The 12,812-nt window shown below is 64.0% G+C and carries 10 protein-coding genes; 7 read left to right on the top strand and 3 right to left on the bottom strand.

Translation table 11 applies throughout. The features are described from left to right. Positions 1-138: 138 nt before the first annotated feature. A complete protein-coding gene (locus tag ACVIIW_RS22865) occupies positions 139-573 on the bottom strand; it encodes a PPC domain-containing DNA-binding protein (RefSeq protein WP_456702791.1) in 435 nt (144 codons plus the stop codon). 44 nt (positions 574-617) lie between these two features. After that, positions 618-2,939, bottom strand: a complete 2,322-nt coding sequence (locus ACVIIW_RS22860) for an FdhF/YdeP family oxidoreductase (RefSeq protein ID WP_456702790.1) — start codon at positions 2,937-2,939, stop codon at positions 618-620. Between the two features lie 179 nt (positions 2,940-3,118). On the opposite strand from ACVIIW_RS22860, the gene fdhD reads away from it, so the two are divergent. Beyond that, positions 3,119-3,889 carry a formate dehydrogenase accessory sulfurtransferase FdhD gene (fdhD, locus tag ACVIIW_RS22855; RefSeq protein WP_456705234.1) on the top strand — a complete coding sequence of 257 codons (771 nt, stop codon included), beginning with the start codon at positions 3,119-3,121 and terminating at the stop codon, positions 3,887-3,889. A gap of 43 nt (positions 3,890-3,932) precedes the next feature. On the opposite strand, the gene ACVIIW_RS22850 is transcribed toward fdhD, so the two are convergent. Continuing rightward, entirely contained in the window at positions 3,933-4,808 is an 876-nt protein-coding gene (locus ACVIIW_RS22850) for a hypothetical protein (protein WP_456702789.1), read from the bottom strand. 514 nt (positions 4,809-5,322) lie between these two features. Between ACVIIW_RS22850 and ACVIIW_RS22845 the strand changes: the two genes are divergently transcribed. The 6 genes from ACVIIW_RS22845 to ACVIIW_RS22820 all read left to right on the top strand — a co-directional run bounded on the left by ACVIIW_RS22845 (position 5,323) and on the right by ACVIIW_RS22820 (position 12,811). Beyond that, positions 5,323-6,573 (top strand): ABC transporter substrate-binding protein, encoded by a 1,251-nt coding sequence (locus ACVIIW_RS22845; protein WP_456702788.1) that lies wholly within the window; start codon positions 5,323-5,325, stop codon positions 6,571-6,573. A gap of 127 nt (positions 6,574-6,700) precedes the next feature. Further along, a complete protein-coding gene (locus tag ACVIIW_RS22840; RefSeq protein WP_456702787.1) occupies positions 6,701-7,528 on the top strand; it encodes an AraC family transcriptional regulator in 828 nt (275 codons plus the stop codon). 198 nt (positions 7,529-7,726) lie between these two features. Beyond that, positions 7,727-8,737, top strand: a complete 1,011-nt coding sequence (locus tag ACVIIW_RS22835; protein WP_456702786.1) for a branched-chain amino acid ABC transporter permease — start codon at positions 7,727-7,729, stop codon at positions 8,735-8,737. 1 nt (position 8,738) lies between these two features. Further along, a complete protein-coding gene (locus tag ACVIIW_RS22830; protein ID WP_456702785.1) occupies positions 8,739-9,827 on the top strand; it encodes a branched-chain amino acid ABC transporter permease in 1,089 nt (362 codons plus the stop codon). Then, positions 9,820-10,602 carry an ABC transporter ATP-binding protein gene (locus ACVIIW_RS22825; RefSeq protein WP_456702784.1) on the top strand — a complete coding sequence of 261 codons (783 nt, stop codon included), beginning with the start codon at positions 9,820-9,822 and terminating at the stop codon, positions 10,600-10,602. The genes ACVIIW_RS22830 and ACVIIW_RS22825 overlap by 8 nt, the downstream gene beginning before the upstream one ends. Next, positions 10,595-12,811: a Tm-1-like ATP-binding domain-containing protein gene (locus tag ACVIIW_RS22820; protein WP_456702783.1), complete on the top strand. Its 2,217-nt coding sequence runs from the start codon at positions 10,595-10,597 to the stop codon at positions 12,809-12,811. Before ACVIIW_RS22825 ends, ACVIIW_RS22820 begins: the two co-directional genes overlap by 8 nt. Position 12,812: the final 1 nt, after the last annotated feature.

Genomic DNA, 12,812 nt, shown 5'->3' with positions numbered 1-12,812 from the left:
GTCCGCGGCGGCGCCGAGCCCCCTTATCGACGGCCTGAACGGGATAGCCGGCCGGCACGACGCGACCGCCCTCTTCGTCTGCCACCGGAACATCAGTGACAAGCCCGTCGATCAAGGCAGCCTCCCGGACCTTCCGGACTAGATGCTGATCAGCGCAATCCCAAGGTCCTGTCGCTTCTTGCGGCGGAGATGAACCACGGCCTCAGTGATCGTCACCTCCAGTGTCGGCTGCACCGATCCCGACAGCAGATGGCCTCCGCGCACAGTGCCGTCCTGCAAGCCGAGCACGGCGTGAAGGTGCACGCTGGCCTTGCCGTCATCGCCTTGAGCGACATCGCCCAGCAGGCTCAGCACCTCGCATTGCTCGCGGACCTCGATCGGCTTGTATGTCTTGGCCGCGAAATCGAACCAGCCGACTTTCGCCTGCGAGAACGCCCCGATCGCCGATATCGAGGCGCCCGTGATCTTCTCGCGTTCGGCGAATTCCGTGATCGATCTGAAGGCCTCCTCCCCTTGGTCCAGAATCAGGACAAAGGTTCGTTCCGCGCCGTCGTTGAACGTCTTCGATTTCATTTCAATCCCCGCTTCGTGACGTTGCGAACACGTTCCGGTCCCGGCTACGTCGCCGAGATCGGCATCTCTCCGCCCTCGATGATCTCGGGCACCATGTCCTTGAAAAGTCGCACCGGAACGGATTTTGCGGCCGGCACCTTGCTGCCCTCTGCGTAGTGCCATAGCGGGATCAGCCCGTTGCATTCGGGATAGTAGCCGGCAAGACTCCGGCCCGGGATACCGTAGGGCACGACCTGGAGCTCGCTGAGACTGCGCTCCACACCGTCATTGGCCTCCGTGACCAGCGTGACAGTGTCGCCCGCCTTCAGTCCATCCGCCTCCATGTCCGCGGGATTCATCAGCACGACGTAACGGCTGCCCTGGATGCCGCGGAAGCGGTCGTCCTCGGTATAGATCGTCGTGTTGAACTGTCCGTCGGCGCGCATCGTCATCAGTTCATAGACACCATCGTTTTCTCCCGGGGGCGCGAATGCCGCCTTGGGAACGGTGAAATTGGCTTTGCCGTTCGGCGTCTTCCATTTGCGTTCGCGCGCCGCCAGCGGCCGCGGAAAGCCGCCGGGCTCGAACATGCGCTGGTTGAAATCCTTGAATTGGTCGGGATAGGTCCGCTCGATCGCGTCCCTTATGAGCGAATAATCGGCGACCCAGGCGTCCCACTCGACCCAGGGATTCGGCTTGAGGGTTGCCTTGGCGAGACCGGCGATGATCGCCGGCTCGGACAGGGCGTGCTCGGTCACCGGCTTGCGCTGGCCCCGTGAGCCGTGAACGCAGGCCGTGGAATCCTCCATCGACACGGCCTGGGCGCCGCTGGCCTGCTCATCGATCTCGATCCGGCCGAGGCATGGCAGCAGATAGGTCACCTCGCCGGGCACGATGTGGCTGCGATTGAGCTTTGTCGCGATCTGCACCGACAGCCGCAGACCCGACCAAGCCGGCTCCATCAGCGAGCGGTCAGGAATTGCGCGCACGAAATTGCCGCCCAGGCTGACAAAGCCACGGACATCGCCCTTCAAAATGCCCTCGCAGGCATCCACCGTCGACAGACCGTCCCACCGTGGCGGCTCGAACCCGTAGAGCTCCGCAAGCTTGTCGAGCGGGACGAGCTTCGTCTTCTCGGATATGCCGACCGTCCGCTGGCCCTGGACGTTGGAATGGCCCCGAATCGGCGAGATGCCTGCTCCCGGCTTGCCGATGTTGCCGCGCAGCAGCAGCAGATTCACGATCATCTTCGTGGTCTCGACGCCGTGCTTGTGCTGCGTGACGCCCATGCCGTAATTAGCGATCACGGCGTTGGCCTTCATATAGACGTTCGCGGCTTCGAGCATGGCCGACCGCGTGAGGCCCGACGCCCGCTCGATCTCGTTCCAGTCCTGGCCGCGGCAGAACGCGGCGAATTCCTCGAAGCCGGAGGTGTGCTGCGCGATGAAATCGGCGTCGACCACCCGCGGCTCACCGTACTTGACGGCGCGATCGTCCGCGTCGATCACCCATTTGCAAATCCCAGATATCGCCGCGGCGTCACCGCCGACGCGGACCTGATGATATTGCGAGCTGATGCGTGTGCCTCCCGCGATCATCTGAAGCGGGTTTTGAGGATTGACGAAACGCTCCAGTCCGCGCTCGCGGAGCGGATTGAAGGTCACGATCGGGACGCCGCGCTGGACTGCCTCCTGGAGCGGATGCAGCATCCGCGGGGCATTCGTCGTTGTGTTGTGTCCAAAGAAGAAAATGCAGTCGGTGTGGTCGAAATCCTTCAGCTGCACGGTGCCGACCGGCACCCCGATCACCTGCGGCAACGCCACGGACGTGGTCTCGTGGCACATGTTGGAGCTATCGGGGAAATTATTGGTGCCGTACATCCGGCCGAACAGCTGGTACATGTAGCTGGCTTCCAGCGAGGCCCGGCCGGACGTGTACATGATGACGGAATGCGGATCGAGCTTGTTCAACTCGGCGCCGATGTCGCGAAACGCATCGCTCCACTCGACCGGGACGTATTTGTCGCTGCCCGAATCGTAGCGCATCGGATGGCTCAGCCGCCCCTGCTCTTCCAGTCGATGATCGGACCAGGTTCGTAGCTCGGACAGTGTATGCCGGGCGAAGAATTCCGGCGTGACCGTCTTGCCTGTGACTTCCCACGCGGTGGCCTTGGCGCCGTTCTCGCAGAATTCGAATGGATGTGGACTTGCGGGCTTGGCCCAGGAACAGCTCACGCACATGAAGCCGCCCGGCTTGTTCTGCTTCATCAGGATCTCGCTGCCGAGGATCGCGACTTCTTCCTGCGTGAGAATGTGAACGACTGCGTTGACCGATCCCCAGCCGCCGGCCGGAGCATCGTAAGTCTCGACTTTTGCTTTCTGCCGCATGCCGGGCCCTTCAGCTGCAAGCCCCTTTCGCAAAACATGAGAAACAATCGCTGGTTCCTAAGCTTTCGGAACCATGGCGCGCGCCGCGCGTCGATAGACCGTCGCTAGGATGAACAATCATGCACGGCTCGCAAATCGACTGGCGCGATCGCCTGCGCGCCTCCCCATCTTCCGTCAACATGCTTCGGCTCACATCAGGCCACATGCTCGGCCACCGCTCGGTCGCCGAGGAGAGCCCGATCGCACTGGTCTACGACGGCACGACCGTCGCGGTGCTGATGGCGACGCCTGCCGATCTCGCCGACTTCGCAATCGGCTTCAGCCTGACCGAGGGGATCATCGAGGATTTGGGAGAGATCAACGAACTCACGGTGGTTCCCGGCCCCGACGGAATCGAGCTGCGTCTATGGCTGCGGCCGAGGGCTGGACGACAGCTGAAAGAGCGGCGGCGGCGATTGATCGGGCCGACCGGCTGCGGCCTGTGCGGCATCGAAAGCTTGCGCGAAGTCAGTGCGAAGGTTCGGCGCCTCGAGCGGCATATCGATCTCACGCCGCAACACATTCGTCGCTCGGTCGAGACCCTCGCCGCATCACAAATCCTGGGCAAGGCGACCCGCGCGACCCATGCCGCCGGATTTTTCCAGCCTGACGCCGACGACATGATCGTCCGCGAAGACGTCGGCCGCCATAATGCACTCGACAAGCTCGCCGGCGCCCTCGCCGCAACGGGAATACCGGGGCATTCGGGTGCCGTCATCCTGACGAGCCGGATCTCGGTCGAGATGGTCCAGAAGACTGCCGCGATCGGCGCTGGATTCATCGTTGCAGTTTCGGCACCAACGGCGCTTGCCATACGCACGGCCGCGGCCAGCGGCATCACGCTGATCGGCATCGCACGCGGGCAAGACTTCGAGGTCTTCAGCCATTTCGGCGGAATTCACGACCAATAGCGATACGTCATCCGGTCAGCTGCGGCGGAACGGCGGCTTTGCGCTAAGGCACCGCCGTTTTCCTTGGCTCGAAGTGATCAGGAAATGCCATCCACGCCGGGAGCGGTTCGCCATCCCGGTGTCGCCCACCGGCGACGGCTGCGGCCCACGCACTGATGGCGCCGAGCAGTGTGGCAGCAGCCAATGAGAACGCGAGAATGACCGTGCTGCGGCGCGCGTGAGAGATCGCCGTTTTCGCGTTCGCAATCGCCTGATCGACGCGCCGTTCGGAATCACCGGCCGGCAATCCGGTCAGCGCCTGGACCTGCTGGACCAGATAGGTTCGGTCGTCCGCAGCGACACCGCTATGGCTCGACGACGTCATGAGGATTCGACCAGCCTCGGCGCGCTCGCCGGTCATATCAACATTTGCCGCTCGCCGTGGCGCACGGAACAGCCGATCGAGTTCGTAGCTCAGAAGCGGCTCGGCGGTCGTCCTGTTGCCCACGCTCGCGGACGAAGACAGGCGGTTCACCGTGGCAGCGCTCACGATACCCGCCAGCGTCGCGCCCAGCAGGACCGCAAGCGCCCATGCCGTGAGCCCGTGCAGCCCGTCGCGCGCTTCCCGTTCCGTGGGGTTCGTTGCAACCACCCCGCGGCGAACGCGCCCTGCGATGTAGCCGCCGAGGCCAAAACTGACGATCGCTTGCAGGATCAGATAAAGTCCGGATAGCAGCGAGAGCGCGGCAGACGCATCTCGCCATGTCGGCGAGGCCGAGCTGACGCCAAGTCCAATCGTGACGCCAAAGGTTACCAGAACGAAGCCGAATGCCGTCGCAGCGAAAGCCCCGGCGACAACAGGCGTCCATTGGATATATCGCCCTTGTTCGGAGATCGTCAGCGCTTCGTCTTCGACGAGTGTGGGGGCTTCGATCGTCATGGTCGATGCCCTCAGCGCAATCCGAAAAACGACAAGATTGCCAGGATCACTACGATCAGGCCGATCAAATAGATTAATTGGCTCATTTCAGTCCTCCTCCAAATCCCTTCCGGCCTGACAATTGCAGCTCTCCCGGATAGTTCCTGCAGGATTCCCGATAGTGTCGTAGGACGCGCATAGCCGTCCAATTTCAGTTATTTACTCTGCTCCCGGAACGAACATGTGCGCGCGACGGACAGCCACTGCTGCACCGCGATCGTGGGGGCGCGTAACTTCGTGGCGTTGTCCGATCTGCGTGCGATTGCACCGCGGGATGATTTGCAATGCACCATTCAAAATGAGACTGCCCGTTAAGCCGCGCAGGGCTCCAACGCGTGCGCTGCATCCGAGTTCGGTTAGCCTTCATCCCAAGAAGCCGTCGAAGAACCGTCGCCTCGCCAGGACGCCGCAGCGCGCGGCGGACGCGCGGGGAGCGGGAAAAAACAGCGACAAGAACGCCCCAGGGAGGAGACCAATGTTGAAAAGCAGTCTAGGACTGATCGCGTTGAGCAGCCTGTTATTGTCGGGTACCGCCTTCGCGCAGGAGAAGATCAAGGTCGGCGTCACCGCGACGCTCGAAGGCACTTACACCGTGCTCGGCGAGGATGGCATCCGCGGCTTTCAGACAGCACTCAACGTGCTCGGCAAGAAGGTCGGCGACAAGGAGCTCGAATTCGTCATCGCCTCGACCGATGCGACACCGGACTCCGCCGTCCGTGCCGTGCGAAAGCTGATCGAACAGGACAAGGTGCAGATCCTGCTGTCGCCGCTCTCGGGCGACGAAGGCATCGCGGTCAAGAATTTTGCAAAGACCCATCCGGAGCTGACGTTCATCAATGCGGCCTCCGGCGCCCAGGAGACGACCTATGTCGATCCGGCTCCGAACTTCTTCCGCTACAACATGGACGGCGCGCAGTGGCAGGTGGGTCTCGGCAAATATGCCTATGAAACCAAGGGCTATCGCAAGATCGCAACCGTCGGCGAGGACTACTCCTTCATCTACACGCAGGTGTTCGGCCTCGTGCTCGAGTTTTGCGGTGCCGGCGGACAGGTGACCAACCGGCAATGGGTGCCGCTCGGCACCAAGGACTTTGCCTCGGTGATTGCAGCGCTGCCTGATGACGTCGATGCCATCTATCTCGGGCTCGGCGGCGCCGACGCCGTCAACTTCCTCAACCAGTACCAGCAGGCCGGCGGCAAGGCGCATCTGATGGGCGGCTCGATCATGATCGACCAGACCATCCTGTCGTCCAAGGGCAATGCCAAGCAAGCGCTGGTCGGCACGCTGGCGGCGAGCGGCCAGGCCGACACCTGGGAAGATCCGGGTTGGCAGAAGTTCGTGAAGGACTATCAGGACGCCTTCCCGCCCAACAAGCGCTTCCCCAGCCCATCGCTGCTCGCCACCAACTATTACGGCTCGACCATGGCGCTGATCCTGGCGCTGCGTCAGGTCAATGGCGACCTGTCGAATAATCAGGCCAAGTACAAGGAAGCCCTCGCCAAGATCGAGCTCGACGCGCCCAACGGCAAGATCAAGCTCGACGCGAACCGCCAGGCCATCGGCACCAACTTCGTCACCGAGGTCGTCGACGACGGCAAGGGCGCATTGTTCTCGAAGGTCGTGAAGGTGATCCCGAACGTCAACCAGACACTGGGCTACGACCCTGCAGTGTTCGCCAAGATCGGTTTGCCAAGCCGTACAGTGCCAGAATGTAAGAAGTACTGACGTAATCCTACTGCGACACTGAGACTGATGGGAGAGATTTGCAAAGCGCGGAGATCGCGCGCTCTTGCATTCTCTCCCAGGTTGTTGAAGGCTGTAAAAAAGAAAAAAGCTCCAGGGAGGGGAAGGCATGAGCCGGGCGCTCGCCGTCTTCCACGGCCGCTTCGGCCGGGCGACGGTCTACCAATTGAACCGCCCTTTCAACATCCACGCGCATCGCGAAGGTCATTTGATCTTCCATGTCGGGGGCCGTGCCGCATGCATCGATGTCAACGATGGACGTTACGAACTGGCTGAAGGTTCCGTCGTCGCGGTCAATCCGTGGGAGCCGCATAATTTCCTGCCGTCAGACCTTGACGTCGGCGCCGTTTTCTTCGTGCTCTATGTCAATCCGGAGTGGTTCGCCCCCGATGCGCCGGGCGCCGAACGCTTGCGCTTCGGGCGCACTCAATTCCGGCGATCGGTCGCTCTGGACAAGCTTATCAGACACGCCGCCGCCCTTGTGTGCGGCGCACCCTCGCTGAACAGTCTCGACGGCGAGCTGCGGCGATTGATCGACGTCTGCTACGATGAAAGCTGGCAGCAGGCCGAACTTGCGCGCGATCCACGCGCCAACGGTTCCGTTACCGATTTTCGCGTGCGCAAGTGCATCAAGATGATGTCGGAGAGCCCTGGCGCTGAAATCGAGCTCGACACCATCGCACGCGAATCCGGGTTGTCGCGACCGCATTTTTACCGGCTATTCCGCACCCAGACCGGCGTTACCCCTCACCTCTATCTCAACACGCTGATGATGGAGCAGGCGCTTGAGGCGCTGGTCGCGAGCGAAGCGCCGATCGCCGATATCGGCTTCGATCTCGGCTTCTCCTCGCAGAGCGGCTTCACCCGCTTCTTTGCTGCCAATGTCGGCATGGCGCCAACCGATTATCGCCGCGCGGCCAAGGTTTTGCGCGGCTGACGGGCGCGCGAAAAGATACTCACGATCAAGTGCCTCCCGCGCCGTCCCACTAGGATGGGTGGAACGCGATCCCGGCAAGAGGATCGCTTCAGTCCCGGGAGGACGCAAATCCATGGCGAGGTACGCAGCCTGCACGGGGCTGTCTGACCTGGATCCGAGGTGTGATGGCGACCGTCGCAAACGGAGCGAGGCGACGCCATGACCCGCTTTGTGGAGCGTCATCCCGCCTGGGCACTTGTCGTCATCATTGCGATCGCAGTGGCACTTTGGTTGATCTTCGCGGTGTGGCCGCCCGGCCTTGAAGAAGCCATCGGTCGCAAGCGGGTGTTCCTGAACGCGCTGTTCAACGGCATCACGCTCGGCGGTCTCTATTTCCTCGTGGCCAGCGGCTTCACGCTGATCTTCGGCCTGATGCGCAACGTCAATCTCGCGCACGGCTCGCTCTATCTGTTCGGCGGCTATGTCGGCTACGCCATCAGCGCCTCGACCGGGTCCTGGATCCTCTCCTTCATCGTGGCCTTTGTCCTGACGGCGCTGGTCGGCGTCCTGCTCCAGGTGCTGGTCTTCCGCCGCATGGAGGGACAGGATTTACGCCAGACCATGGTGACGATCGGGCTCTCCATCGTGTTCGCCGATCTCATGCTGTGGGCCTGTGGTGGCGACTTCTACCAGATCCAGACTCCGACCTGGCTGATCGGCCCGATCGAGCTGCCGCTCATCACCGCCGTGAAATCCTCGGGCGAGCCGGTCTATTTGCGCTATCCGCTGGTGCGGCTCGTCATCTTCCTGGCTTCCGTCATCATCGGCATCGCGATGTGGCTGGCGCTCAACCGCACCCGGATCGGCATGATCATCCGCGCCGGCGTCGACGACCGCGACATCCTGGCCGCAACCGGCGTGCGCATCCAGATCGTTTTCGTGCTGGTCTTCGCGCTCGGCGCCGGCCTTGCCGGTATCGCGGGCGTCGTGGGCGGCACCTTCCAGTCGCTCTCGCCCGGCGAGGACATCCGCTTCCTGCTCGCATCGCTCGTGGTCGTGATCGTCGGGGGCATGGGCTCAATCCCCGGGGCGGCGCTCGGCGCGCTCATCATCGGCCTCGCCGAGCAGCTCGGCTCGGTCTACATCCCGACCTACGCCATCGTCGTGACCTTCCTGATCATGGTGCTGGTGCTTGCGCTTCGGCCACAGGGCCTGCTGGCGAGGCGCTGAGATGTCCGTCACCCACGATGCCCGCATTCAGGTTCACAAGCCCGCCACCGCGGCACATCGTCCGTCCGTGCGTGGCTGGCCCGACGTCAACAATCCCGCGGCCTGGATCGTGGCGGCCATCCTCCTGATCATGCCGCTGATTGCCAACGGCTTCTTCCTGATCGAGATCTTTGCGACCACGCTGATCCTCGGCACCATCGCGCTCAGCCTGATGTTGCTCGCCGGCTATGGCGGCATGGTCAGCCTGATGCAGCTCACCATCGCGGGCTTTTGCGCTTACATGGTCGCGGTGTTCGGCGTCAGCGGCAACGCCAATATCAGCCTGGGCTGGCCGTGGTGGCTGGCGGTGCCGATGGCGGTGACGCTCGCGACCATCTTCGGAACGCTCGGCGGCGCGCTCGCGGTGCGCACCGAGGGCATCTACACCATCATGATCACGCTCGCGATCGGAGCTGCGTTCTATTACTTCACCAATCAGAACTGGGCGATCTTCAACGGCCACACCGGCATCAACAACGTCTCGACACCGCATTTCTGGGGCGTCGACTGGCGGGCCGACGTTCCTTTCTACTATGTCGTGCTCGCGGTCGCCGCGCTCTGCTATTTCGCGGTCGGCTACATGTCCCGCGCGCCGTTCGGCCTGGCGCTACAGGGCGTGCGCGACAATCCGCGCCGCATGGCCGCCCTCGGCTTCAACGTCAATGCCCACCGCGTCGCGGCTTACGCCGTCGCCTCCTTCATCGCCGGCCTCGCCGGCGTGCTGCAAGTGTGGAATTATCGCCAGATCTCGCCGGGCTCGGTGAGCGTCGGCGCCTGCATCGACATCCTCATCATTGCCGTCGTCGGCGGCATTACCCGCCCGATCGGCCCCTATATCGGCGCGCTGGTGTTCGTGCTCTTGCGCACGTTTGCGCTCGACTTCCTGGTCAAGATCGGGCTCGACGGCAACCGCTTCCGGCTACTGATCGGGCTCGGCTTCCTCGCCATCGTGTTCTGGTCGTCGGACGGCGTGATCGGCCTGTGGCAGCGTTGGCGGCAGAACCAGCGTCCTCGGGCGGATCTCCCGAGCGGAGGGCGCGGTCATGGATAGCGTCGCGCAACGCCTTTCCGCCGTTGGATCGGGTGCAGCACTCGAGCTGCGCGGCGTCACCCGGCTGTTCGGCGCTCTGGCGGCGCTGACCGACGTCACCATCACCGTGCGTCCCGGCGAGCGGCGCGCCGTGCTAGGCTCGAATGGCGCCGGCAAGACCACGCTGTTCAACTGCATCACCGGCGACTTCCCGCCCTCCTCCGGCACAATCCGCTTCTTCGGCGAAGACGTCACGCACTACCCGCCCTATGAGCGCATCCGCCGCGGCCTCAGACGAACCTATCAGATCTCTGCGCTGTTTCCCGGCCTCACCGTGCAGGACAATGTCTATCTCGCCTGCCGCGGCGTCTCGCGCGGCCGGTTCTCGTTCCTGCGTCCGGGGCAGAACGACGCGCTGATGCACGCGGCCGACGGACTGGTCCAAGCCGTGCACCTGGCGGCCGTGAAGGACCAGCGCGTCGCTGAACTCGCACACGGCCAGCAGCGCCAGCTCGAGATCGCGCTGGCCCTCGCCGGCGCGCCGCGCTTCGTGCTGTTCGACGAGCCGGCCGCCGGCCTGTCGCCGACCGAACGCGCCGAACTGGTGGAGATCCTGACCTCGCTGCCGGCTCATATCGGCTACATCATCATCGAACACGACATGGACGTAGCGCTGCGCGTCGTCGAGAGCGTGACGATGATGCACAATGGCCGCATCTTCAAGGAAGGCCTGCCGGAGGAGATCCAGTCCGACCCCGAGGTGCAGGAGCTTTATCTCGGAGGCGGCCATGAATGAGGCCCGCCGCGCCCCCGCCGCCCTCGAGGTTCGGGGCCTCGACGTGTATTACGGCCATTCGCACGCGCTGCAGGGTGTCGACCTCACGCTGGACGCCGGCGTGTTCTCCGTGGTCGGCCGCAACGGTATGGGCAAGACAACGCTGTGCAAGGCGATCATGGGCCTGGTGCCGGTGAGCGGCGGCTCGATCCGCGTCCGCGGTGAAGACATCACGCGGCGGCCGCCGGCGCACATCGCGCGGCTCGGCGTCGGCTACGTGCCGCAAGGCCGCCGGCTCTGGCGTTCGCTAAGCGTCGACGAACATCTTCGCCTTGCCGGCGGCATGCGCTCCGGCGCCTGGACCGTCGCGCGCATCTACGACACTTTCCCGCGACTCGCCGAACGCCGGGATCATGGCGGCGGCCAACTATCCGGCGGCGAGCAGCAGATGCTCGCGATTTCGCGTGCGCTTTTGACCAATCCGCAGCTGCTGATCATGGATGAGCCGACCGAGGGCCTCGCGCCCGTCATCGTCGCCCAGGTCGAGGAAATGCTGCTGCAGCTTGGCGAGGACGGCGACATGTCCGTCCTCGTGATCGAGCAGAACATCGGCGTCGCCACCGCGATTTCGCGCAACGTCGCGATCATGGTCAATGGGCGCATCAACCGGATCATCGACTCGGTGCGCCTGTCCGCCGACCGCGAGCTACAGCAGCGCCTGCTTGGTGTCGGACTGCATGCCGAGCTCGACCCCGACATCGATGCGCCGGCCGCGGGCGGCGAGACCAAGGCAGCCCCACAACCTGCACGCACGAGCGGTCCGATCCGGGTCTACGTCTCCAATCCGAGCCCGCCGACCCGCTGGTCACAGCCCGTCCCGATTGGCCGCATCGAAGCCGCCGCGCGGACGCTCTCGACCCAAGTCGCGCGCCTCGACGAGACCGCGCGGCGAAAGCGCGAGCCGGTGACGGCGCAGACGTCGGGACCGCCCGCGGTGCTGGTCGTCGGCACGCTCGACACCAAGGGAACGGAACTCCGCTTTGTCAGGGACATCATCGCCGAGAGCGGGTTGCGCACGCGGCTCGTCGACGTCTCCACCAGCGGCAAGCACGCAACCTGCGATGTCTCGGCCCAGGAGATCGCGCTGAACCACGGTCGCGGCGGCGCGGCGGTGTTCGGCCCCGATCGGGGTGCTGCCGTCACCGCGATGGCTGAGGCCTTCGCCAACTGGGTCAAGCGCCAAGGCAATATCGCCGGTGTGATCTCGGCCGGCGGCTCGGGCGCCGCGTCGCTGGTCGCGCCCGGGATGCGCGTCCTTCCCGTCGGCGTGCCCAAGCTGATCGTCTGCTCGGTTGCCTCGGGCGATGTCGCGCCCTATGTCGGTCCGGCCGATATCACCATGATGTACTCTGTTACCGACGTGCAGGGCCTCAACTCGATCTCGCGCGCGGTGCTGTCGAATGGCGCCAATGCTGTCGCCGGCATGGTCAAGGCACGGCTGGATCGGCGTGAGACCATAGAGCGAGCAGCAAGCGCCGGGCTGCCGTCGGTCGGCATCACCATGTTTGGCGTCACCACACCCGCGGTGCAGAAGATCACGGCCGATCTGCGCGATGACTTCGAATGTCTCGTCTTCCACGCCACTGGCGTCGGCGGCCGTTCGATGGAGAAGCTCGTCGATTCCGGCCAGCTCGCCGGGGTGATCGATCTCACCACGACGGAGATCTGCGACCTTCTGATGGGCGGGGTGTTTCCGGCAACCGAGGATCGCTTCGGCGCGATTATCCGCACCCGCGCGCCCTATATCGGCTCGGTGGGCGCGCTCGATATGGTCAACTTCGGCGCGCCCGACACCATCCCCGAGCGCTATCGCGGACGCAAATTCCACGTCCACAATCCGCAGGTGACCTTGATGCGGACGACCGTGGAAGAAAACGAGCGCATGGGCCGCTGGATCGGCGAACGGCTCAACCAGATGGACGGGCCGGTGCGCTTCTTCCTGCCGGAGGGCGGTGTCTCCGCGCTCGATGCCCGTGGCCAGCCCTTCTGGGATCAGGAGGCCGATGCCGCCCTGTTCCGCGCGCTGGAGCGCACCGTTCGCGGGAACGGCAATCGCCAGCTCATCCGCGTCAAGCAGAACATCAACGATCCCGAGTTCGCCTCGACCATCACAGCCGCGTTCCGAACGCTGTTCGGACGCGCCGGGGCGCGCCGGAGAGGAGCGAGGTGAC

The sequence above is a fragment of the Bradyrhizobium sp. USDA 4449 genome, from assembly GCF_054056275.1.
The sequence above is the reverse complement of the archived record's forward strand: the minus strand, read 5'-3'. Positions and strand labels throughout refer to the sequence as shown.